The sequence below is a fragment of the Castellaniella hirudinis genome (assembly GCF_047468865.1).
GTDB lineage: Bacteria > Pseudomonadota > Gammaproteobacteria > Burkholderiales > Burkholderiaceae_B > Castellaniella > Castellaniella hirudinis_A.
Genome location: NZ_JBLGTV010000018.1, coordinates 22,192 through 44,023, shown reverse-complemented (window position 1 = coordinate 44,023; position 21,832 = coordinate 22,192). Strand labels below are relative to the sequence as shown.

Below are 21,832 nucleotides of genomic sequence, written 5' to 3'. Positions count from 1 at the left end.
GGACAAGGGATGCAAAACGGCGATGCCGTCCAGTGTACAAGAAGCCATTCCAGGCGCCATTCCTTTACTCCTGAAGGTTACGGGCATAATGTAGCGTTCAAGCTCCCCTTCGTTCCTGATCCCCCTGTCGAGGCTGTGTCTTTCATGATGATGGATCATTTCTTCCTGACGGCCGCCGATGGCGCGGACTTCGTCGCGGGCACGTATCACCCCGGCCTGGTGCTGCTGTCCGTGCTGGTGCCCATTTGCCTGTCGCTCATGGCGCTGCACACCGCGCACATCGCCTTGCAGACGCAAAACCGGCCCTACCGGCACATCGCCCTCGGCATGGGGGGCATCGCCCTGGGCGGCGGCATCTGGTCCATGCACTTCATCGGCATGCTGGCGTTCAGCCTGCCGGCCCCCGTGCGCTACGACCTGCCCCTGACGATGATTTCACTGCTGCCCGGCTGGGCGGCGTCGTGGCTGGCGCTGTACATCCTGTCGCGCCGCCGGCTGTCGCGCGGTCTGCTGCTGGGCAGCGGGGTCTTGATGGGGGCGGGAATCGGCCTGATGCATTACACCGGCATGATGGCCATGGACACGCCTCTGGCCATGCGTTACGACATGGTGCTGTTCCTGCTGTCCATCGTCGTGGCCGTGGCGCTGGCCATGCTGGCCCTGTGGATCAATTTCGGGCTGCGGCGCACCCGCCTGGACGGCCGCCTGCGCTTCGTGCTCGGCGGCACCATCATGGGAGTGGCCATCGCGGGCATGCACTATACCGGCATGGCCGCCGTGCGGTTCCTGGGCGAGCCCTCGATGGCCGACAACACCATCCGCCTGGACGCCACCTACGGGGCGCTGGCCCTGTCGTCCCTGACCATCACCATCGGCGTGCTGGTCACCGCCCTGAACGGCCTGATCCACACCCGCCAGCTGTTCCGCGAGATGGAACTCAGCAAATCCCGCCTGCGCGCCATCGTCGATACGGCCGTGGACGCCATCATCACCATCGACGGCCTGGGCACCGTGCAGGAATTCAGCCGCTCGGCCGAACGCCTGTTCGGCTACCAGGCCGCCGAAGTCATCGGCCGGAACATCAAGATGCTGATGCCCGAGCCCTACCATTCCGAACACGACGGCTATTTGAAACGCTACCACGACACCGGCGATCCCCACATCATCGGCATTGGCCGCGAAGTCATCGGCCAGCGCAAGGACGGCAGCCTGGTGCCGGTGCGCCTGGCCGTGGGCAAGGTCGACCTGGCCGGCGCCGACCGCCTGTACGTGGGCCTGCTGGCCGACATCAGCGAACACCAGGCGCTGGAGGCATCCCTGCGCGAGGCCGCCCAGCGGGCGGAGCACGCCGCCGACACCAAGACGCGCTTTCTGGCCAACATGAGCCACGAAATCCGCACTCCGATGAATTCCATCATCGGCTTTGCCGAGCTGCTGCAGCAAACCGACCTGAGCCCACTGCAGCGCAGCCACCTGAACGCCATCAGCCAGTCGTCCCGATCCCTGCTGCGGCTGATCAACGACATCCTGGACACCACCAAGCTGGAACACGGCCGGCTGGATCTTGAAATCCGGGATTTTTCACTGAAAGCCCTGGCGCACCAGATCGAATCCTCGCTGCGCCTGGGCGCCCAGGCGCGCCAGCTGACGCTGACCACGCACTACCCGGCCGACATGCCCGAATTCTTCCAGGGCGACACCCTGCGCCTGCTGCAGATCCTGAGCAATCTGGTGGGCAACGCCATCAAGTTCACCGAAACCGGCGGGGTAGAAGTGCGCTACGCCTACGAAGACCACCAGGTTCACGTGCAAGTCCGCGACACCGGCATCGGCATGACGCCGGATCAACTGGCCACGATCTTCGAGCCGTTCACCCAGGCGGATGCGTCGATCAGCCGCCGCTTCGGCGGGACGGGCCTGGGCACCACCATCGCCCGCCAACTGGTGCAGGCCATGCAAGGCCAGCTCAAGGTCGACAGCGCCCCGGGGAAAGGCAGCGTGTTCCACGTCTGGCTGCCTTTGCCCCTGGGCAAGCCCCCCGCCGAAGCCGGCGCGGCGCTCAGTGTGGTTCTGCCCCCTTTGAACATCCTGATTGCCGACGACGTGGCGCAGAACCTGGAACTGCTGACTCTGGTGCTGCAGGCCAAGCAGCACCAGGTCACCGCGGCGCACGACGGTGCCGAAGCCGTCCGGCAGTTCCTGGCGGGCCGTTTCGACGTCGTGCTGATGGACGTGCACATGCCGGGCACCGACGGCCTGCAGGCCAGCCGGCTGATCCGCCAGCACGAACGGCAGAACGGCCTGGCGCCCACCCCCATCATCGCCCTGACCGCCAGCGTCATGGCGCGCGATCGCCGCGAAGCGCGGCAGGCGGGCATGGACGGCTTTGCCGTCAAGCCCCTGAATGCCGCCCACCTATTCGCCGAAATCGCCCGCGTCATCCACCACCAACCCACTGCGGCGGACGACGACCCCGCGCTGCCGGACGCCGACAGCCCGCCCCTGATCGACTGGGATCGCGGTATCGGCCTGTGGGGCGACCGCGCCCGGCTGGCGCAGCGCATTCTGCAGTTCCTGGATCAGGCGGCCGTGCAATATCCGCTGCCGGCGCCCGATGCCCAAACCCCCGACCCCGAAGCGCTGCGCTTCAGCCTGCACGGCCTGCGCGGGGCGGCGGGCAACCTGGCCCTGATGGCCATCGCCCAGTTGGCGGGCAGGCTGGAAGACCGCACCCGCAACGGCGAAATCCAAGCAGTGCTGCAGCAATTGCCCTACCTGCAGGCCCTGCTGGCGGCCAGCCGGCAGCAAGCCGCGCCGTTCCAGCCGCCGGCGGCCGCCGGCCCCGCCCCGGCGGCCACCGCCACAGCCGCCCACCGCGACGGCCCGCCGCCTCTGACGCCCGAACTACAATCGACGATGGCATCGCTGGCCGCCGTCCTGGCGCGCAACGAACTCGACGACGCCCTGCTGGATGCCGTCCGCCACGGCTTGAAGGCCCAGGCCCGGCCCGGCCAGGCGCAGGCCCTGGACGCCGCCCTGGACGCCTTCGACTTCGACCGGGCGGCCACATTACTGAACACCTTGCTGAATCAATCATGACCGAAGCCGCCGAAGCCCGCCGCCCCACATTGCTGCTGGTGGACGATGAATCCACCAACCTGCAGGTGCTGCGCCACACCCTGCAGGCCGAGCACCGCCTATTGTTCGCCAAAGACGGCCCCACCGCGCTGGCCCTGGTGGCCAAGGAACACCCGGATCTGATCCTGCTGGACGTGATGATGCCGGGCATGTCGGGCCACGAGGTCTGCGCCACACTGAAAAACGACGCCAAGACCCGCCACATCCCGGTCATCTTCGTCACCGCCCTGAGCGATGCCGACGACGAACGCAAGGGACTGGAACTCGGCGCGGTGGACTACATCATCAAGCCCTTCAGCCCGCCCATCGTGCAGGCGCGGGTGCGCACCCACCTGTCCCTGGTGCAGGCCGACGAAGTCCGCCAGACGCGCCTGCAGATCATCCGCTGCCTGGGCGCGGCCGCCGAATACCGCGACAACGAAACCGGCCTGCACATCGTGCGCATGAGCCACTACGCCTGGCGCCTGGCCAAGGAAATCGGCTACAGCGACGAGGACGCGGACGAACTGCTGCACGCGGCCCCCATGCACGACGTGGGCAAGATCGGCATCCCCGATGGCATCCTGCTGAAACCCGGCAAACTGAACGACGATGAATGGGCCGTGATGCGCCAGCATCCCGCCATCGGCGCCCACATCCTGGGCGAACACCCCGGCGGGCTGCTGAAGCTGGCCGCCACCATCGCCCTGCGCCACCACGAAAAATGGGACGGCACAGGCTATCCCGACGGGCTGGCGGGCGAAGCCATCCCCCTGGCGGCCCGCATCGTGACGCTGGTGGATGTGTTCGATGCCCTGACCAGCGTGCGGCCGTACAAACGGGCCTGGACGGTGGACGAAGCCATGGATTTCATCCACCAGCAATCCGGCAGACACTTCGACCCCGATCTGGTGACCGCGTTCGAGCGCTGCCTGCCCGATGTGCTGGTCTTCAAGACGCGCTGGGCGGACGAAGCCGCCGGCCCCAAACCGGCGACGCCGCCCGATACCCCGGCCTGAACCAGCCGCCCGCGCGGCTGGCTGGCGCGGCGGTGCGGAAAACCCCGGGCGGGCATCAAGCCAACAGCCGGCCCAGCCACGGGCCATGCCGCCGGACGGCGTCGGCCATATCGGCGGCGGTTGCCAGCTTGAAACCCGAAAACTCGAAGCCCGGCGCCACGAAGCAACCCAGCAGGGCATAATCCGCCGCCCCATCGTCCGCTGCGGGCCGCGAGCCGGCGCGCGCGGCCAGTTCGGCCGCGAACCAGCACCCCGCGGGCACCACGGCCTGGAACCGCGCCCCCGCATGCCGGCGCGGATCGCCCAGCAGGGTGGTGGCGACATCCCCAGAAGGGGTCAGCACATGCAGCGCCAAAGGGCTGCCCGCATGAAACGCCCAGACCTCATCGGCGTCGATCCGGTGCCAGGCTGAGTACGCCTGGCCGTCCAGCAGATAGTAAATGGCCGTGGCGGCGCGCCGCGCCGCCCCGAGGTAGGGAACGGTCTGATCCGAACGATATAGCTCACGGTAATAACCGCCTTCGGGGTGCGGCTGCAGGCCCAGCAAAGCGACCAGGCCTTGCACGGAAGCATCGGTGCGATCCATCGAAAACACCTTTTTTTATTTTCTGACGTCCGCACAGCTTACCGCACGGCGGCAGACGGTGCGCACAGCCGCCCTGCGCATCCGGGGAAACACATATTCACGCCCATGGCGACCGGCGGCACAATACGCAAAAGCCCGGGTTTGCCCCGGGCTCAATCAGAAGAAATGCCCAGGCATGGCCTGGGCATTGGTAAAAGGCTGGTGGGTCGTGCGCGGTTCGAACGCGCGACCAACGGATTAAAAGTCCGGTGCTCTACCGACTGAGCTAACGACCCAACCTAAGCCGTAGATTATCGCATCACACCAAAAATGTGTCAAGAACCCCTTTGGAGACCACCATGCCAGATGTCCTAGACCGTCATGTTCTGCGCTTGCATATCCTGTCGGATCTGCATCTCAGCATGCAAGGCCTGGCGCTGCCCGAGACCCATGCGGACATCACGATTCTGGCAGGCGACATCGCCCGGCCGGCCAAGGCCATGCAGTGGGCATCGCGCATCCGGCATCCCGTGCTGTACGTGCCGGGCAACCACGAATTCTACAGCGGCGTCATCCCCGACGTCCGCGCCCAACTGGCGCGGCATGCGGCCGAATACGGCATCCACCTGCTGGATCAGCAAGCCGCCGTCATCCAGGGGATACGGTTTCTGGGCGCCACGCTCTGGACGGATTTCGAGCTCTTCGGCCCCGAACAACGCGAACAGGCCATGGAACAGACCGGCCGCTTCATGCGCGATTTCCAGGTGATCCGCAATGGCGACGGCTCGGTCTTCAGCCCGCGGGATTCGGTCGCGCTGTTCCGGCAGCAATACGACTGGCTGGACGCCCAACTGGATCTGCCGTTCGACGGCCCCACCGTGGTGATCACCCACCATGCCCCCAGCCTGCGCAGCGTGCATCCGCGCTTCGAGGATTCCTTGGTGAGCGCGGGGTTTGTGTCGGATTGCACGGGCCTGATGGGGCGCGCGTGCCTGTGGGTGCATGGCCATACGCACGACAGCTTCGACTACACCGTGCGCGGCACCCGGGTGCTGTGCAACCCCAGGGGCTATTGCCGCGACGGCATCAATGAAAACACCGCTTTCGACCCCGGGCTGTGCGTCGGCATCCCGGTCAGCCGCCCGACGGCCCTGCAAGACGGCCCGCCCGGCATCGTCCGCTGAAGCCGGCCCGCCATGGCCCGGGCCGGTGCGGCGTCAGCGCGCCCGCGAGATACGGACTTCAGCCCCCCGGCGCTTGACCTCCAGGCCTTCGGACGGCAGGATTTTCAGGCCTTCCAGGCCCTTGATGTAGCTGGAGCCCTGCATCTGCATGACGCGGATTTTATTGCGCATGACCACCGGATTGTGTTCGGGCATGCCGAACATCCAGACTTCTTCGAGGATTTTGGCCGAATTGATCTCGCCCGTATGCTGGGCCGCCGGCCCCAGGCACAGAATGTGGCCTTCGCGGCCAAAGACCGGCAAGGCATCCAGCCCGGGCCGCAGGGTCCAGCGGGTGCCGCCCTCGTAACGCCAGCCCGTGGACAGATCCCACCAGGCATCCCCCTTGGGCAGGTAGACCTCGGTGGTCTCGCCCGGCTGCGTCACGGGGGCCACCAGCAGGGCGGGCCCCAGCAAATATTGCGTATCCCAGGCATGGGCCTCGGGGTCGTCCGGGTAGGCTTGCGCCATGGAGCGCTGTACCGGCAGGCCGGTGCGCACGGCATCGTCGATGATGCCCGCCACATAGGGCAACAGGCGATAGCGCCATTGCAGCCAATGCCCGATCACATCCCGGGTGGCCCCGTCAAAGGCGTCGGGCATCAGATCCGGGTGGCCCTGGAAGCTGAAATTGGCCGAAAACACGCACATGGCCAGCCAGCGCAGATAGAGTTCCGGCGTCATGGTGCCCGTGGGGCGCGTGGCACAGCCCAGGGCGTGGGTCTGCACGGCCACCCCCGCATTGCCCACCGACAGGGCGGCCCGCAGCGTCTGCGCATAGCCGTCCCAGGTATTGTCCACGTCCGGCCCCAACTGCCAGGCGAAACGCTGCACCCCGGGGAAAAGATCGCGGCTGAGTATCACGCCTTCCTGGGGCGTGCGCGGCCCGGCCACGGCGTCGAACAGGGCGCGGCGCGCCAGATGCGGATAGGCCGAACGCAGCACCGCGCCGGTTTCGCCCCCCCGGGCTTCCAGCGCATGGGGAAAATCGAACCGCGCCAGGCAGACCGGGGCTTCCAGGCCGTCTTCCAGCGCCTGCAAATGGCGTTCGGTCCACAGCCGGGCAGCGTCTTTATGGGTCAGATCCAACAAACCGAAAGGCTGCCCGCCCGACGCGGCGGTGCCCGGACACAGCCAGGCATTGCCGTCGTCGTCGCACAGCAGCCAGCCCCGGTCTTCCCATTCGTCGAACAAGGCCGTGCCCTGCAGAACCCCGGGAATGCAGCTGCCCGCCAGATGGATGTGCAGATCCTGGGCGGCGGCCGCGACCGAGCGCCAATCGGCGACGGCGGCGGACCACTCGAACACGGACTTATCCGCCTGGAACCCGAGAATGGCGGGATCCGCCAGGCGCACAGCGTCCAGGGCCAGCCCCTGGGCGCGCAGGCCGCGCACCTGCTGCAGACTGTATTCGATGGACTGGCCCGGGGCCTGATCCAGCCAGACCCCCATGGGCCACAGGTTGGGTTGGCCCGCCCGCCCGGTCAGGGCGGTGTACTGGTTGAGGATTTCGCCGGGATCGCCCACGAACAGGAAAAGATCCAGACCGGCCCCATGCACCTGCACCCGCAGGCGGGACGGCGCGCCCAGGTCATGCACCACCTGATCCAGGGTATTGGCGTAAACCCCCCAGCCCGCCGGTGTCCAGGCCAGCGGCAGGCTGCGGTCGGCGGCCTGGTCGGACGTCAGGCGCGCGCCCCGGCGATCCAGGTCGTGGCAGGTTTCGCCCAGGCCGAAAACGCCTTCTGTCTCGCCCAAGGCCCAGTCTATCGTCCAGACGGACTGGCCCTCGGCGTCGGCCGCGGGCTGCAGCGACAGCTGCGCCTGGGCGACGGGCCGCTGCTGGCGCAGCAGCTGCAAGGCAGCCCCCGCCCCACCCAGCACCAGGGCGCTGTCGCCCTGGGCCAGCTGCCAGCCGCCGGCGTCGAGCGCCTGGCATTCCATTTCGCTGACGGCCTCATGGCGCGCCAGCAGCATGTCGGCCTGGCGTTGCGCGCGCGGGGTGACTTTAGCGGGGTTCAGCCAGGACAGCGGACCGCAACGCAGCCGAAACACGCCGGGGGCATGGGCTTCGATACGCAGACACCACTTTTCCGACTGATACAGCCATTCAACGCAGGCTGGTGTCCTGGTCACAGGATCAGTCTCGAACAGGGGGTCCGCCAATTCAATGGTGGGCGACACAGCGTAATCCTCTGGGCCTGATCGCCCATGTGAATCTTGTAAAAGACAGTATTTTGACGGATTTACGCCATAAAATAAAATCCGGCTTGCTTTCAGGGTAACCGGACGGCCTGCCCGCCGTCGAACCAGCCCACGAAAAAGCCGCTTTTACACGGCGGTATGCTGCTTGCCGCACCACCGGAACAAGGCCACATACGCCAAGGGGCCTTGCTGCTCGATCAGCTGCCGCAGCCGGCTGCGATCCGCCTCGGGGATCGCGTCGGCCGGCGCGTCCAGCACCGTCCGCAGCAAGGCATCGGGCACCGCCAGCTGCCAGCGCAACGCCCGGCAAAAAAACAGCGCGACCAGCACCAGCCACGAGGCGAACGTCATCAAGCCAAACAACCAAACCCCGGCCGTGCCATCGTTCGGATCCAGATAGCCCGCCACCACGCAGAAGAACAGCCAGACCAACAATCCGCCCATGCCCCAGAATATCCACCAGATTTTGGTCAACAGCAGCCAATCGATGAATGCGTGCCGCAGCAGCCAACCGCCGATCAGGCGACGAACGGCTTGGCGGGACAGCTGCGGCACAGGGGGCGGGGCGGTGGGTTGCATGGCGTTCTAACCTATGGGGGATCGGCGTATTCCAGCCAGAAACTGCGATCCATGGCGTGGTATGTCATGCGGATGACGGCGTTGTCCGCCCGCCAGGCGCCAAACAGCCCCTCGCCATCCTTCACCTGATCGGCCGGATCCGGCGTCTGGGCCACGCGATAGCGCGCATCCAGTTCGTGCGCCATGGCCTGCATGCGCACAAGACCATTGCGATCTTTATAAAACCGCAGCAATACGCGCTCTACGATGTCTTCTGTGTTGCAGCCGACAGCCAAGCGCAGCATGCCCGGCACACCCAGCGCCGCCACGCCCTGGCCGCCAACAGACACCCATTTCCCAGGCGCATCCTGACTGCTGTCCGGCACCTGCGCCAGCACCCGCGCGCACGGCGTCTGGCCGATGACCCAGCCAAAGGGCGCGGCCACGTCGTCCGCCCCCTGCCGCCCCGGGTCGGATAATTCGACCGTGCCCGACAACACCCGATCATCCGGCGAAGGCGCAGGCCGGGCCGCGAGTTCCGCCGCGTAGTCGCTGGCCTGGGACAACATGAGTGCGATCGCAGCCAGCCAGATCAGCAAAAGCAAAATAGACAGGCCGGACAGGCCATGAATCAACCACCGACCCCAACGGGATTGGATCGCCGCCATGATGTACGCTCATGCCATGGTTTTCATGCGAACCAGTATATCTTCAACCTAAGCACTGCACTACCAACGGATACCCGCGCGTATCCGCGCCGCCGCGCTTGGGATATACGCGCCAAGACTCGACCGCTAACGCAGCCGGATGCGGTGCTGCAGTTCACGCTCGATCGGCCAGGGCTCGACATCCAGCCGCGCCGCCAGCAGCTCGCCCGCCAGGGCCGACCAGCTCAGGCCGCGCGACCCGTAGGCGCAGGCCAGCCACAGGCCGGGGTGCTGCGCCACGGCGTCGATCACGGGCAGATGGTCGCGGGTGGCGGTGCGCCAGCCGGCCCAACCCGCCGGGGCCGGGTGATCCAGCCACGGGACGGCGTCCGCCGGCAGCCAGCCCCGCAGCTGCCGGCGGATGTCCGCATGGCCCGCCGCATCCGCCACGGCGTCTGCGGCATGCGGGCGATAGGTGCTGCCCGCCACCCCCCAGCCATGCCGGGGCGGCAGGCAATACCCCTGCCCGGACACCACGCACCGGGGCACGGCGGACAGGCCATCGGGCACCGGATACAGGCTGACCTGTCCCGCCAGCGGCGTCAACCCGGCCAGCACGGGCCAGGCGGACAATCTCGAACCATCGGGTTCCACGCGCCCCGCCGTCCCCCCGCTCGCGGCAGCCGCTTGCGCACTGACCGACGGCGCCGCGCCGGCGGCAGCGCCGGCCACCCGCGCCAGCAAGGCCGGTGCGCCCAGGGCATTGGCCAGCACCACCTGATCGGCCTCGGCCAGCATGGCGCCCGCCGCATCGCACAGCCGCCAGCCGCCGCCGGGCAACGGCCGCAGATCCGCCACGCGGCCGGCCCGGTACTGCACGCCCGGACTGGACAGCAAGGCCGCCACCAACTCGCCCGGACACGCCCGCAGGGCCTGGGCGAACCACAGCCCCCCGTACGGGAGGGGCACCCCCGCCTGCGCGCCGGCCTGGCCGGCATCCAGCCAGCGCACCCAGTCGGCCGGGAAATCCAGGCGCGCCAGCATCTGCCGCTGGCGCTGCGCCTGCGCCTCGGATTGGGCGCACACCAAAGCGCCGCACGGCTGGGGCCGGGCGTCGCCCGCCAGCCCGGACCAATGGGCCCAGGCCCGCTGCAACCCGACCCGGGACAGGCGGGCGCGCGTGTCGTCGTCCGGGCTCAACGCGGGCACCAGGGCCGCCGCGCCCCGTCGGCGCACCGCGACGGGCAGTTGCCGCACATCCCAGTCGTCCCAGACCTGCACCCGATGCCCGCGCAAGGCCAGAACCTGCGCCAACCCCGCCCCCGCCAGCCCGGCGCCGACCACCGCCACCGATTGACGCGGCAAAGGCCCCGGCGTCTGGCCCAGGCCGGGGCGCAGCACCGCCACCGTCATCTCGCGCTTGCCCGCGAAGCCCGGCACCTTGTCGACCAGAAACCCCGCAGCGCGCAAGTCGCGCCGGACTTGCCCAGCGGCGCACCAGGTGGCCGCCGTGGCCCCCGCCCCGGCCAAGCGCCGCAGTTGCTTGAACACGGCCAATGACCACATGTCGGGGTTGACGCGGGGCGCGAAACCATCCAGGAAAAAAGCATCCACGCAAGCCTGGGCCTGGCGCGCCGTGCGGCGGATGTCGCCCAGGATCAGGGTCAGGCTGACGCGGCCCGCCTGCAGATCGAGCCGATGCACCCCCGGCAGCAAAGCCGGCCAGCAGGCCGCCAACTCATCGGCCAGCGCTTGCATGTCCGCCGGCAGGCGCCCCCAGGCCCGGCGCAAATCCGGCAAGGCGAACGGATGCGCCTCGAACGCCAGGTAGTGCAGGCGGGCGCTGCGCTGCGGATCGTCGCGCCAGGCCCGCCACGCCGCCAGGAAGTTCTGCCCCAGGCCGAATCCGGTTTCGGCAATCGTGAACGCGGGACGCCCGCGCCAGCGCCCCGGCAGGCCATTGCCCGGCAGGAAAATCTGCCGCGCCTGCGCCAGTGCCCCGGCGGCGCCATGGTACACGTCGCCATACAGGACGCTGCAAGGCACGCCCTGGGCGGTTTCCCGCCATGTGGCGGGGGTCAGGACTTGATAGGAGCCGGACATCGGGGGACACTCGCAAAGGGCTAACGTACAATGGATCAAGCGCCAGGCAGGCCGACGGGCGGCCCGGCGGGCGCAACACAGGAACGACACCGAATGACACCGCATCTCCTGTCGGCCGACTACCTGGACGCCGCCGTCACGGCGGCCCATGCAGCCGCGGCCATTTTACAAAGCCATGCCCTGCACCGTTCCGACCTGGTCATCAACACAAAAATGCCCAACGACCTAGTCTCCCAGGCCGACTGCGAAGCCGAGCGCGCCATCATCCAGGTGCTGCGGGCGCGCACCCCGGACGTCGGCATCATTGCCGAAGAATCCGGCGGCACAGCGGGCAGCCAGGCCACCTGGTGCATCGACCCGCTGGACGGCACCACCAACTTTCTCAGCGGCATTCCCCATTATGCCGTGTCCATCGCCCTCATCGCCCACGCGGGCAGCCGGCCCGACGGCCAAACCCCGCTGGCCCAGGACACGCCCCTGATCGGGGTGGTCTACGACCCCAACCGCGAAGAACTGTTCACCGCCCTGCATGGCATCGGGGCCTGGCTCAATGGCCGGCGCATCCTGTGCTCCAACACCCGCACGCTGGCCGATGCGGTATTGGCCACGGGTTTCCCGTTCCGCGATTTTTCCTTCGAATCGCAATACATGCCGGGCTTCATCGACGCCATGCACCAGACCCGCGGGGTGCGCCGCCTGGGCGCCGCCTCGCTGGATCTGGCCTGGACGGCCTGCGGGCGCTACGATGGCTACTGGGAAATGGGCCTGGCCCCTTGGGACGTGGCCGCCGGCACCGTGCTGGTGCGGGCCGCCGGCGGCGTGTGCGAAGACATCCGCCATCAAGACCCCTGGCCCAAAGGCGGCAACGTGGTGGCCGGCAACAGCCACCTGGCCACGGCCCTGGACATCCTGATCGGTAGACATCTATGAAAACCGCCCTACTCGACACCCTGGGCAGCTGGCTGCCCGACATGACCGCCATCCGCCGCGACATTCACGCCCGGCCCGAACTCGCCTTCCAAGAAATCCGCACCGCGGACACCGTGGCCCGGCTGCTCGAATCCTGGGGCATCCCCACGCATCGCGGCCTGGGCACCACCGGGGTGGTGGGCCGCATTGCCGGCCGGGGGCCGGGCCCCACCATCGGCCTGCGGGCCGACATGGACGCCCTGCCAATGCCCGAGGCCAATACCTTTGCCCACGCCAGCCAGAACCCCGGGGTCATGCACGCCTGCGGCCACGACGGCCACACCGCCATGCTGCTGGCGGCCGCCCGCTATCTGGCCCGGCACCCGGATTTCCCCGGCGCTGTCGTGGTGATTTTCCAACCCGCCGAAGAAGGCGGCGGGGGGGCCCGCCACATGATCGAAGACGGCCTGTTCGATCAATTTCCCATGGACGCGGTGTTCGGCATGCACAATTGGCCCGGCCTGCCGGTCGGCACGTTCGGCTTGACGGCCGGGCCCATCATGGCCTCCAGCAACCGTTTCCAGATTACCCTGCGGGGCAAGGGCGCGCACGGGGCCATGCCCCACCTGGGCGTCGATCCCGTGGTCGCCGCCGCCCAACTGACCCTGGCTTTCCAGACCATCCTGACCCGCGACCAAGACCCGCTGGACGCGGGGGTCATCAGCGTCACCCAAATCCACGCCGGGTCGGCCGACAACGTCATCCCGGATCAGGCCGTGCTGCGCGGCACGGTGCGCACACTGTCCACCCCGGTGCTCGACCAGATCGAAAACCGCATGCGCGACCTGACCGGGCACCTGGCCCAGGCACTGCGCTGCACGGCCGATTTCCAATTCAGCCGCGAATACCCCGCCACCGTCAACCACCCCGCCGAAACCGCGCTCTGCACCCAGGTGCTCAACGACCTGGTGGGGGCGGATCACGTCCGTACCGGCGTGCGCCCCTCCATGGGGGCCGAGGACTTCGCCTTCATGCTGCAGGCCCGGCCCGGCTGCTATCTCTGGATCGGCAACGGCGAGGGCGACCACCGCACGCCCGGCCACGGCGCGGGCCCGAGCACCCTGCACAACAGCAGCTACGATTTCAACGACGAACTCATCCCCCTGGGCGCGGCCTATTGGGTGATGCTGGCGCACCGCTTCCTGGGACAGCACCAAGCCGCAGACTGACGCCCGGCGCCATGCGATGCCATACCCGCCAACCGCGCCGGGCCGCTTCCCCGGCGCCCGCCGGGGCTTGCCGTAAAATACGCGCGACACTGGGCAAGACAGCCCGGATCGTTGTCCGATTCCACCCGAGGTCCCCATGCTTACCACCCTGCCCACCCACCAGCACCCCGCCGTGATCCGCGTCATGCCCATGCCCGCGGATGCCAATATCCACGGGGACGTTTTCGGCGGCTGGATCATGGCCCAGGTCGACATCGCCGGCGCCATTCCGGCTTCCCGGCGCGCCGGCGGCCGGGTCGCCACCGTGGCGGTCAATGCCTTCACCTTCAAGCAGCCCGTCTTCGTGGGCGACCTGGTCAGTTTCTACGCCCACATCACCCGGACAGGCCGCACGTCGATCACCGTCGACGTCGAAGTCTACGCCGAGCGCCAGGGGCTGGCCGCCGAGGTCGTCAAGGTGACCGAAGCCACCCTGACTTATGTGGCAACCGACGAAAGCCGCCACAGCCGCCCCCTCCCCCCTCTCTGAGGACCCGGATTCATGGTCGATCAGCCGGTTCAGCCAACCGCCACCTCCATCGTCATCCCACGCCGCCTGGATCCCGAAGACGCCCAGTTGGCGCTGCAGGAACTGCAATCCATTCTGAAGCGCCAGGAGGTCGTGGACGCGCTCGCGCAGCGCCAGCACAACACGGAAGACGAAGACGGCTCCAATCTGCTGGAAGGCATGCTGCAGCGCCAGCACGAAGACGAAATCCGCCAGATCGTCAACGCCCTGCACCCGGCCGACATCGCCTTCATTCTCGAATCCCTGCCCGTCACCCAGCGCCAGATCATCTGGCAGCTGGTCAGCCAGGAATACGACGCCGACGTGCTGCTGGAAGTCGAAGACTGGGTGCGCGAATCCCTGATCGAGTCCATGGATCACGAGGACTTGATCGCGGCCACCGGCAACATGGATGCCGACGAGATCGCCGACCTGGCCCCCGATCTGCCGCCGGACGTGATCGCCGCCGTGCAAAAGGGCCTGACCGACGCCGAACGCGCCCAGTTGGTGGCCGCCATGGGCTACCCCGAAGACACCGTCGGGGCCATCATGGACTTCGACATGGTGCGCGTGCGCGAAGACGTCACGCTGGAAGTCGTGCTGCGCTACCTGCGCCGCCTGCACGAACTGCCCGACCACACCGACCAGATTTTCGTGGTGGATCGCGCCGACCAATTGCGCGGCACCCTGTCCCTGTCGCGCCTGCTGCTGTCCGAGCCCGATACCCTGGTCAACGCGGTCATGGAACCCGACGTGTTGAGCCTGAACCCGCTGGACTCGGACGCCGACGCCGCCGGGGCCTTCGAGCGCTATGACCTGGTGTCCGCCCCGGTGGTGGACGAACAAGGCCGCCTGATCGGCCGCGTCACCATCGACGAGGTGGTGGACGTGCTGCAGGAAGACTCGCAAGAGCAAGAACTGTCGCGCGCCGGCCTGCAGGAAGAAGACATCTTCGCGCCGGTGCTGTCCGCCCTGCGCAACCGCGCCCCCTGGCTGCTGATCAACCTCTGCACGGCCTCGATCGCCTCGCTGGTGGCCTCGCGCTTCGAGGACACCGTCAGCCATATTGTGATCCTGGCCTTCCTGATGTCGATCGTGGCCGGGATCGGGGGCAATTCGGGCAACCAGACCATGACCATGATCATCCGCGCCATGGCCACAGGCCGGGTCACCGGGGCCAACATCTGGCAGCTGGTCAAGCGCGAAATCCAGGTCACCTTCCTGGTCGGCGCCTGCGGCAGCCTGGTGGCGGCCACTTTCGCCTGGGTGATCTCGGATTCCTACGCCATCGCCGCCGTCATGATGGCCGCCATGGTGGGCAATATGCTGATCGGGGCCTCGCTGGGCGTGCTGATCCCGCTGCTGCGCGACCGCTTCGGCAAAGACCCCGCCGTGGGATCTTCGGTGCTGCTGACCTTCGCCACGGACTCGCTGGGGTTCTTTTTGTTTCTGGGGCTGGCGACGGTGTTTTTGCTGTAGACAGTCCGGCGTCATCCGGCGACGCCTGAAATACATCCATTGCCAATTGCCGCGTATTGAATATAGACCTTTATTGATATACCATGAAAGGACGTGGATGAATGGAAAAGACGTGATCAAGCGGCTGGAAGCCGAAGGCTGGGAAATCCTCAGAAAGGAAGGCAGCCACGTCCGCCTTGGCAAGGGCGGCGCACGCACAACCGTTCCTCTCCACGGCAGCCGTGACATCAAAGCAGGCACACTGGCCAGCATCGAACGGCAAATCGGCATTCGGCTCAAATAAGCAGAGAGGCTTCGATCATGGACGTTCGTTATCCAGCCCATATTACAGAAGACCCGTCTGGCGGCTTCTGCATCCAGTTTGTCGACCTCGACGAGGCATTCACCGAAGGGGACTCCATGGACGAGGCGCTGTTCAATGCCGCAGAAGTCCTGACCCTGACGCTCGAAGGCCGTTTGGCCGAAGGGTTGGACGTCCCCATGCCCAGCCGCGACGTGGCGGACGCATCATGCTATATCGCCCCAGATGCAAAGACCCAAGGCGCGTTGCTGTTGCGCGCCGCCCGGGGCGAACGCAGCGTCGCTGACCTGGCCCGAGCGCTGGAAACCAGCTGGCCACAGGCAAAACGCCTCGAAGACGCCCGGCACTGGCCCAGCTTGAAGACGCTGGATCGCGCCGCCCGTGTCCTGGGAAAGCGCCTGGTGCTCAGTATCGAGTAAGCGCTCGGGATACCTTGCTTTTCCACATCGACTCGCACCGGCGCGCACCCCATTGAAAAGGCCGGGTTTCCCCGGCCTTTTCAATCACGCCAGCTTGCCGTGGCAATGCTTGTATTTCTTGCCGCTGCCGCAGGGGCAAGGGTCGTTGCGGCCCACGCGGGGCACGGCGCCGGCGGCGGCAGCGGCCCCCGCACCAGCGGCGGGGGGCTGATCCAGGCCGGGATCTTCGCCGCGCAGGGCGGCGTCGTAGTCCGCATGGTGGTAGCGCACGTTTTCCAGCCCGGGCGACGCAGGTTCTTCGACCTCGACCTGCTCGGCCGACTGGATGCGCACCGTCATCAACACGCGGATGGTTTCGTTGCGCACCCGATCCAGCATATCGGAGAACAAGGCAAAGGCTTCGCGCTTGTAGGCTTGCTTGGGGTCGACCTGGGCATAGCCGCGCAAGTGAATGCCCTGGCGCAGATGATCCAGGGACGCCAGGTGCGAACGCCAGTTGGAATCCAGCGCCTGCAGCAGCACCGAACGTTCGAAGGGCTCCCAGCCCTGCTGCCCCACCAGGGTGACTTTTTCGTCGTACAGGCGCTTGCCTTCGGCCAGCACCCGATCCAGCAGGTCGTCATCGGTGAGATTGGGCTCTTTTTCCAGCATCTCGACCAACGGCATGGGCATGGCCCAATCGGACTCCAGCGTCTTTTGCAGCTCGGCCACGTCCCATTGTTCTTCCATGGTTTCTTCGGGCACATAGCGGCGGAACACAGCCGAGAGTTCGGCATCGCGCAGGTTGGCGATGGTGTCGGCCACCGAAGTGGCTTCCAGGACTTCGTTGCGCTGGCCGTACAGCACCTTGCGCTGGTCGTTGGCCACATCGTCGTATTCCAGCAGCTGCTTGCGGATGTCGAAGTTGCGGCCCTCGACCTTGCGCTGGGCGGACTCGATGGAACGCGACACCATGCGCGCCTCGATGGGTTCGCCTTCGGGCAGACGCAGGCGATCCATGATGGCGCGCACGCGGTCACCCGCGAAAATGCGCATCAGGGAATCGTCCAGCGACAGATAGAAGCGCGACGAGCCGGGATCGCCCTGGCGCCCGGCGCGGCCCCGCAGCTGGTTGTCGATGCGGCGCGATTCGTGGCGCTCGGTGCCGATGATGCGCAGGCCGCCGGCCGCCTTGACGGCTTCGTTCAGGGGCGCCCATTCGGCGCGGATGGCGGCGATGCGGGCTTCTTTGTCGTCGGGGCCGAGATCCGGGTCGGCGCGCACCAGGTCGACTTGCTTGTCGACACTGCCGCCCAGCACGATGTCGGTGCCCCGGCCCGCCATATTGGTGGCGATGGTGATGTGCCCCGGCTTGCCGGCCTCGGCCACGATCTCCGCTTCGCGGGCGTGCTGCTTGGCGTTCAACACCGCGTGCGGCAGGCCGTCGCGGGTCAGGGCATTGGACAGCAATTCGGAGTTTTCGATGCTGGTGGTGCCCACCAGCACAGGCTGGCCGCGTTTGTGGCAATCGACGATATCGGCCAGGATGGCCTGGTATTTTTCGGCATCGGTCTTGAAGACCTGGTCGTTCTGATCCTGCCGCGCCATCGGCCGGTTGGTGGGAATGATGACGGTTTCCAGCCCGTAGATTTCCTGGAACTCGTAGGCTTCGGTATCCGCCGTGCCGGTCATGCCCGACAGCTTGTCGTACATGCGGAAATAATTCTGGAAAGTAATCGAAGCCAGGGTCTGGTTTTCGTTCTGGATGCGCACGCCTTCCTTGGCCTCGACCGCCTGGTGCAGGCCGTCGGACCAGCGGCGTCCCGCCATCAGGCGGCCGGTGAATTCGTCCACGATGACGATTTCGCCGTTTTGCACGACGTACTGCTGATCCTTGTGGAACAGGTTATGCGCCCGCAGGGCCACCAGCAGGTGGTGCATCAGGGAAATATGACGCGGGTCGTACAGGGATTCGCCGTCCGGCAAGATGCCCTGCTTGATCATGACCTGCTCGGCCTTGACCTGGCCCGCTTCGGACAGATGCACCTGCTGGGCTTTTTCGTCCACCCAGAAGTCGCCCTCGGGCTCGGGCTCGTGGGGCTTGGGTTCTTCGGCCATGCGCGCCATCAGGGGCGGCACGGCGTTCATGCGCACGTAGAGTTCGGTGTTGTCTTCGGCCTGACCTGAAATGATCAGCGGCGTGCGCGCCTCGTCGATCAGAATGGAATCGACTTCGTCCACGATGGCGTAGGCCAGACTGCGCTGGCGACGGTCTTCCGGGCGGAATTCCATGTTGTCGCGCAGATAATCGAAGCCGTATTCGTTATTGGTGCCATATGTGATGTCGGCCTGGTAGGCGGCGCGTTTTTCTTCGTTTTCCTGCTGCGGCACGACCACCCCGGTGCGCATGCCCAGAAAGCCATACAGGCGGCCCATCCAATCGGCGTCGCGGCGGGCCAGGTAATCGTTGACCGTGACCACATGCACGCCGCGCCCCGGCAGGGCATTGAGATACACCGCCAGCGTGGCCATCAGGGTTTTGCCTTCGCCGGTGCGCATTTCGGCGATTTTCCCGTTGTGCAAAGCAATGGCGCCCAGCATCTGCACATCGAAGTGACGCATGCCAAACACCCGCTTGCTGGCCTCTCGGACCACCGCAAACGCCTCGGGCAGCAGGGAATTCAGGGATTTGCCATCGGCCAGACGCTGGCGGAATTCGGCGGTCTTGGCCTTCAGCTCGTCGTCGGACAGTGCTTGCAGCGAGGGTTCTAGCGCATTGATCTGCGCGACCTGCTTGCGGTACTGCTTCAGCAGCCGGTCGTTGCGGCTGCCAATGATTTTTTTGAGCAGAGAAACCATAGTATGTCGTCGCTGGGGCGCCGGCCCTGGGTTTGCGAGAACCGGCGACCTGAAAGATTGTCAGGCACGGTTACCGAGTGGCAACCGCAGGTAAACGATGCAGTTTAACGCAGCTGCGGGTCTGTCGCTTTGACGGGTTCCGCATCCGCCAGCCGCACGGGAGCGTCGGCCCGGCGCGTGGCGGCGCCCGGCTGGATGAACAAAGTGGGATCCAGCGGATAATCGGCCATGCGGATTTCAAAGTGCAGATGCGACCCGGTGGAACGGCCCGTGCTGCCGACCCGGGCGATCTGGTCGCCCTGGCGCACGATATCCCCGGTTTTGACCTGCAGGCTGGAGGCGTGGGCATAACGCGTCCGCAGGCCATTGCCATGGTCGATCTCGACCATCTTGCCATACCCCCGCATCGTCCCGGCGCGCACCACCAGCCCGCCCGAGGCCGCCCGGATCGGCGTGCCGCGCGGCGCGACGAAATCCAGGCCTTCATGCATGCTGCGCCGCCCGCTGACCGGATTGCGCCGCCAGCCGAACGACGAACTGAGCGCGGGATAGTCCACCGGGGCCAGGGTGGGCAGGCTGGCCTGGAAGCCGGCCTGGCGCGACAAAGCGGCGTCCAGCAGGGCATAGGCATCTTCCTGCCGATCCAGCTGGGCGCCCAGGAAATCAATGTGGCGGCCCAGGGCCTGGGCCGACCCGGCCATGTCCAGCGGCTCCGCATCCAGGTCATCCAGCACCTGGGCCGGGTCGGCCTCGGGGTGCAGGCCCGCGACCGGCGTCATCGACAAGGCCGCCAGCTCGGGCGCGCTGTAACTCAGCCCCGCCGCCTGGGCGATGCGCTCACGCAAGGCATCCATGGCCAGGACACGGCCCTGAAGCTCGCCCACCTTGCCGGCAAGGCCAGTGATGCTGCCCTGCAAGGCGGCCGCGTCCTCCAGGCGCTGGATATCGTGCGCCAGGCGCAGCACCGCGTCGGGCTGCGGCGCGCGCCAAGCCTGCCAGCGGGCCCCGCCCCAGGCCGCCAGGCATAAGGCCAGCACCAGACCGGCGCCTTGCAGGCACCTGGCGGTAGAATGGCGGCGTATGCCCTTTGCGCGCCAATCATCAGGCTTTGTCTTCATTCAATCATTCCTTCATGTCCTCGGTTGTCCAACATCGCAGCCACTCGGCGGGGGTCTCCGCCGCAGACTGGCTGGATCACCACCCCCAAGGGGCCGGCCTGGTGCAGGCGGCCCACCGCTTGCTGGCGGCGCAAGCGGCGCTGGCCGCCAAGCTGCCGCCGGCCCTGAAACCATGGGTACGGGTGGCCCGCATGGATGGACAGCAAATGACGGTGGTGGTTCCGGGCCCGGCGCATGCGGCCCGGCTGCGCCAGCTGACGCCCCAGGCCGCCCGGCATCTGCAAGACGCCGGCTGGCCTGTGGAAACCATTGTCGTGCGGATCGACGCCGCCATGGGACGGAATGTGACCCAAAAGCCCCAGCGTCTGGCCCAGCCGCTGGATGCCCAGGCGTTGCAGGCGTTCGAGGCCCTGGGGCGGGAAATCGGCCCGGGGCCGCTGGCCCAGGCCATCGACACGCTGCTGCGCCGCCACCGCCCGGCCTGACCCGCGGCTGGCCGCCAAACCCGGGATTCAGGCCAGTTGCCAGTCGCGGGTAAAGGCCGCCGGCGCGGCGTCGGCGGTTTCGTAGTGGATGATTTCCCAGGCGTCCTGCTGGGCCAGCAAGGCGCGCACCAGGCGGTTGTTCAGGTCGTGGCCTGATTTATAGGCCACGTAACGGGCCACCAGGGGCTTGCCCACCAGGTACAGGTCGCCGATGGCGTCCAGGATTTTATGCTTGACGAATTCGTCGTCGTAGCGCAGGCCATCGGCATTGAGGACACGGTATTCGTCCATGACGATGGCGTTGTCCAGGCTGCCGCCCCGCGCCAACCCCATGGATCGCAGGGCTTCGACCTCGGCGGCAAAGCCGAAGGTGCGCGCGCGCGCGATGGTCTTGACGTAGGAATCCTGGGAGAAATCCACCTGCGCCTGGTTGGCCGTGGCATTGATGGCCGGATGATGGAAATCAATGGCGAACGACAGCGCGAAACCGTTGTGGGGCTCCAGCCGGGCCCATTTGGCATCCGGGCCATCGCCGTCGCGGACTTCGACGGGCTTGAGCACCCGGATGAAGCGCTTGGGGGCGGCTTGTTCCTGCAGGCCTGCGCTGCGCAGCAGATAGACGAAGGTGCCGGCGCTGCCGTCCATGATGGGGACTTCTTCGGCGTTGAGATCGACGTGCAGGTTATCGACGCCCAGGCCGGCCAGGGCGGACATGAGGTGCTCGACCGTGGACACCCGCACGGCGCCCTGCTGCAGCACAGACGCCATGCGCGTATCGCCCACGGCATCGGCGCGCGCGGGGAGATCGACCACCTGGGGAAGATCGACGCGATGGAACACGATGCCCGTGTTGGGCTGGGCGGGGCGCAGGGTGATTTCCACGCGGCGGCCCGAATGCAGGCCCACGCCTTTGGTGGAAATGGATTGTTTGATGGTGCGCTGTAAGAGCATGAGTAATGACTGGTTGGCTATGGCACGCAGAAACTGCGCGTCAAATTGATCCCGGCATTGTAACCCGGCCTAGGGTTTTCCAGGAATTTTTCGACAATAACATCAAGACATGCGAGGGC

Annotated in this window: 18 protein-coding genes and 1 tRNA gene; 10 read left to right on the top strand and 9 right to left on the bottom strand. The window is 66.8% G+C overall.

What is annotated here, in order from left to right; all coding sequences use genetic code 11:
- The first annotated feature begins 144 nt into the window (after window positions 1–144).
- Together ACMHYJ_RS15670 and ACMHYJ_RS15665 are read left to right on the top strand one after the other, a co-directional pair.
- Window positions 145–3,099 carry an MHYT domain-containing protein gene (locus tag ACMHYJ_RS15670; protein ID WP_414247128.1) on the top strand — a complete coding sequence of 985 codons (2,955 nt, stop codon included), beginning with the start codon at window positions 145–147 and terminating at the stop codon, window positions 3,097–3,099.
- A complete protein-coding gene (locus ACMHYJ_RS15665) occupies window positions 3,096–4,136 on the top strand; it encodes an HD domain-containing phosphohydrolase (RefSeq protein WP_414247127.1) in 1,041 nt (346 codons plus the stop codon). The genes ACMHYJ_RS15670 and ACMHYJ_RS15665 overlap by 4 nt, the downstream gene beginning before the upstream one ends.
- A gap of 55 nt (window positions 4,137–4,191) precedes the next feature.
- Here the strand turns inward: ACMHYJ_RS15665 and ACMHYJ_RS15660 are convergent, their stop codons facing one another.
- Window positions 4,192–4,722 (bottom strand): cupin domain-containing protein, encoded by a 531-nt coding sequence (locus tag ACMHYJ_RS15660; RefSeq protein ID WP_414247126.1) that lies wholly within the window; start codon window positions 4,720–4,722, stop codon window positions 4,192–4,194.
- A gap of 199 nt (window positions 4,723–4,921) precedes the next feature.
- A tRNA-Lys gene (locus ACMHYJ_RS15655) sits at window positions 4,922–4,997 on the bottom strand.
- Between the two features lie 63 nt (window positions 4,998–5,060).
- On the opposite strand from ACMHYJ_RS15655, the gene ACMHYJ_RS15650 reads away from it, so the two are divergent.
- Window positions 5,061–5,885: a metallophosphoesterase family protein gene (locus tag ACMHYJ_RS15650; protein WP_414247125.1), complete on the top strand. Its 825-nt coding sequence runs from the start codon at window positions 5,061–5,063 to the stop codon at window positions 5,883–5,885.
- Between the two features lie 33 nt (window positions 5,886–5,918).
- Here the strand turns inward: ACMHYJ_RS15650 and ACMHYJ_RS15645 are convergent, their stop codons facing one another.
- The 4 genes from ACMHYJ_RS15645 to mnmD form a co-directional block, all read right to left on the bottom strand.
- The gene (locus ACMHYJ_RS15645; RefSeq protein WP_414247139.1) at window positions 5,919–8,060 is read right to left on the bottom strand and encodes a glycoside hydrolase family 31 protein; all 2,142 of its coding nucleotides are present in this window, start codon (window positions 8,058–8,060) and stop codon (window positions 5,919–5,921) included.
- A gap of 195 nt (window positions 8,061–8,255) precedes the next feature.
- Window positions 8,256–8,708 carry a hypothetical protein gene (locus tag ACMHYJ_RS15640; protein ID WP_414247124.1) on the bottom strand — a complete coding sequence of 151 codons (453 nt, stop codon included), beginning with the start codon at window positions 8,706–8,708 and terminating at the stop codon, window positions 8,256–8,258.
- An 11-nt stretch (window positions 8,709–8,719) separates the two neighbouring features.
- On the bottom strand, window positions 8,720–9,355 hold the full coding sequence (locus ACMHYJ_RS15635) for a hypothetical protein (RefSeq protein WP_414247123.1): 636 nt from the start codon (window positions 9,353–9,355) through the stop codon (window positions 8,720–8,722).
- Between the two features lie 126 nt (window positions 9,356–9,481).
- Window positions 9,482–11,437 (bottom strand): tRNA (5-methylaminomethyl-2-thiouridine)(34)-methyltransferase MnmD, encoded by a 1,956-nt coding sequence (gene mnmD / locus ACMHYJ_RS15630; RefSeq protein ID WP_414247121.1) that lies wholly within the window; start codon window positions 11,435–11,437, stop codon window positions 9,482–9,484.
- 93 nt (window positions 11,438–11,530) lie between these two features.
- On the opposite strand from mnmD, the gene ACMHYJ_RS15625 reads away from it, so the two are divergent.
- From ACMHYJ_RS15625 to ACMHYJ_RS15600, 6 genes are all read left to right on the top strand, one after another.
- Entirely contained in the window at window positions 11,531–12,367 is an 837-nt protein-coding gene (locus ACMHYJ_RS15625; protein ID WP_414247120.1) for an inositol monophosphatase family protein, read from the top strand.
- The gene (locus ACMHYJ_RS15620; RefSeq protein ID WP_414247119.1) at window positions 12,364–13,575 is read left to right on the top strand and encodes a M20 aminoacylase family protein; all 1,212 of its coding nucleotides are present in this window, start codon (window positions 12,364–12,366) and stop codon (window positions 13,573–13,575) included. The genes ACMHYJ_RS15625 and ACMHYJ_RS15620 overlap by 4 nt, the downstream gene beginning before the upstream one ends.
- A 136-nt stretch (window positions 13,576–13,711) precedes the next feature.
- Window positions 13,712–14,104, top strand: coding sequence for an acyl-CoA thioesterase (locus ACMHYJ_RS15615; protein ID WP_414247118.1), 393 nt, complete (start codon window positions 13,712–13,714; stop codon window positions 14,102–14,104).
- A 12-nt stretch (window positions 14,105–14,116) separates the two neighbouring features.
- Window positions 14,117–15,601, top strand: coding sequence for a magnesium transporter (gene mgtE / locus ACMHYJ_RS15610; protein WP_414247117.1), 1,485 nt, complete (start codon window positions 14,117–14,119; stop codon window positions 15,599–15,601).
- Between the two features lie 97 nt (window positions 15,602–15,698).
- Entirely contained in the window at window positions 15,699–15,884 is a 186-nt protein-coding gene (locus tag ACMHYJ_RS15605) for a type II toxin-antitoxin system HicA family toxin (protein ID WP_414247116.1), read from the top strand.
- A gap of 17 nt (window positions 15,885–15,901) precedes the next feature.
- Window positions 15,902–16,321, top strand: coding sequence for a type II toxin-antitoxin system HicB family antitoxin (locus ACMHYJ_RS15600; protein ID WP_414247115.1), 420 nt, complete (start codon window positions 15,902–15,904; stop codon window positions 16,319–16,321).
- Window positions 16,322–16,405: 84 nt separating this feature from the next.
- On the opposite strand, the gene secA is transcribed toward ACMHYJ_RS15600, so the two are convergent.
- Both secA and ACMHYJ_RS15590 read right to left on the bottom strand, forming a co-directional pair.
- Window positions 16,406–19,159 carry a preprotein translocase subunit SecA gene (gene secA / locus ACMHYJ_RS15595; protein ID WP_414247114.1) on the bottom strand — a complete coding sequence of 918 codons (2,754 nt, stop codon included), beginning with the start codon at window positions 19,157–19,159 and terminating at the stop codon, window positions 16,406–16,408.
- A gap of 104 nt (window positions 19,160–19,263) precedes the next feature.
- Window positions 19,264–20,277 (bottom strand): M23 family metallopeptidase, encoded by a 1,014-nt coding sequence (locus ACMHYJ_RS15590; protein WP_414247113.1) that lies wholly within the window; start codon window positions 20,275–20,277, stop codon window positions 19,264–19,266.
- Between the two features lie 14 nt (window positions 20,278–20,291).
- Here ACMHYJ_RS15590 and ACMHYJ_RS15585 point away from each other — a divergent pair, with 14 nt between their 5' ends.
- Window positions 20,292–20,762 carry a DciA family protein gene (locus tag ACMHYJ_RS15585; protein WP_414247112.1) on the top strand — a complete coding sequence of 157 codons (471 nt, stop codon included), beginning with the start codon at window positions 20,292–20,294 and terminating at the stop codon, window positions 20,760–20,762.
- Window positions 20,763–20,789: 27 nt separating this feature from the next.
- Here the strand turns inward: ACMHYJ_RS15585 and lpxC are convergent, their stop codons facing one another.
- On the bottom strand, window positions 20,790–21,713 hold the full coding sequence (gene lpxC / locus ACMHYJ_RS15580; protein ID WP_414247111.1) for a UDP-3-O-acyl-N-acetylglucosamine deacetylase: 924 nt from the start codon (window positions 21,711–21,713) through the stop codon (window positions 20,790–20,792).
- Between the last annotated feature and the right edge of the window lie 119 nt (window positions 21,714–21,832).

What these genes read in the sequence shown, in the direction of transcription:
- ACMHYJ_RS15585 (WP_414247112.1), top strand. Translation starts at nt 20,292, where the DNA reads ATGTCCTCGGTTGTCCAACATCGCAGCCACTCGGCGGGGGTCTCCGCC.
- ACMHYJ_RS15625 (WP_414247120.1), top strand. Translation starts at nt 11,531, where the DNA reads ATGACACCGCATCTCCTGTCGGCCGACTACCTGGACGCCGCCGTCACG.
- ACMHYJ_RS15660 (WP_414247126.1), bottom strand. Translation starts at nt 4,722, where the DNA reads ATGGATCGCACCGATGCTTCCGTGCAAGGCCTGGTCGCTTTGCTGGGC.
- lpxC (WP_414247111.1), bottom strand. Translation starts at nt 21,713, where the DNA reads ATGCTCTTACAGCGCACCATCAAACAATCCATTTCCACCAAAGGCGTG.
- secA (WP_414247114.1), bottom strand. Translation starts at nt 19,159, where the DNA reads ATGGTTTCTCTGCTCAAAAAAATCATTGGCAGCCGCAACGACCGGCTG.
- ACMHYJ_RS15600 (WP_414247115.1), top strand. Translation starts at nt 15,902, where the DNA reads ATGGACGTTCGTTATCCAGCCCATATTACAGAAGACCCGTCTGGCGGC.
- ACMHYJ_RS15640 (WP_414247124.1), bottom strand. Translation starts at nt 8,708, where the DNA reads ATGCAACCCACCGCCCCGCCCCCTGTGCCGCAGCTGTCCCGCCAAGCC.
- mnmD (WP_414247121.1), bottom strand. Translation starts at nt 11,437, where the DNA reads ATGTCCGGCTCCTATCAAGTCCTGACCCCCGCCACATGGCGGGAAACC.
- ACMHYJ_RS15605 (WP_414247116.1), top strand. Translation starts at nt 15,699, where the DNA reads ATGAATGGAAAAGACGTGATCAAGCGGCTGGAAGCCGAAGGCTGGGAA.
- ACMHYJ_RS15650 (WP_414247125.1), top strand. Translation starts at nt 5,061, where the DNA reads ATGCCAGATGTCCTAGACCGTCATGTTCTGCGCTTGCATATCCTGTCG.
- ACMHYJ_RS15620 (WP_414247119.1), top strand. Translation starts at nt 12,364, where the DNA reads ATGAAAACCGCCCTACTCGACACCCTGGGCAGCTGGCTGCCCGACATG.
- mgtE (WP_414247117.1), top strand. Translation starts at nt 14,117, where the DNA reads ATGGTCGATCAGCCGGTTCAGCCAACCGCCACCTCCATCGTCATCCCA.
- ACMHYJ_RS15590 (WP_414247113.1), bottom strand. Translation starts at nt 20,277, where the DNA reads ATGAAGACAAAGCCTGATGATTGGCGCGCAAAGGGCATACGCCGCCAT.
- ACMHYJ_RS15670 (WP_414247128.1), top strand. Translation starts at nt 145, where the DNA reads ATGATGATGGATCATTTCTTCCTGACGGCCGCCGATGGCGCGGACTTC.
- ACMHYJ_RS15665 (WP_414247127.1), top strand. Translation starts at nt 3,096, where the DNA reads ATGACCGAAGCCGCCGAAGCCCGCCGCCCCACATTGCTGCTGGTGGAC.
- ACMHYJ_RS15615 (WP_414247118.1), top strand. Translation starts at nt 13,712, where the DNA reads ATGCTTACCACCCTGCCCACCCACCAGCACCCCGCCGTGATCCGCGTC.
- ACMHYJ_RS15635 (WP_414247123.1), bottom strand. Translation starts at nt 9,355, where the DNA reads ATGGCGGCGATCCAATCCCGTTGGGGTCGGTGGTTGATTCATGGCCTG.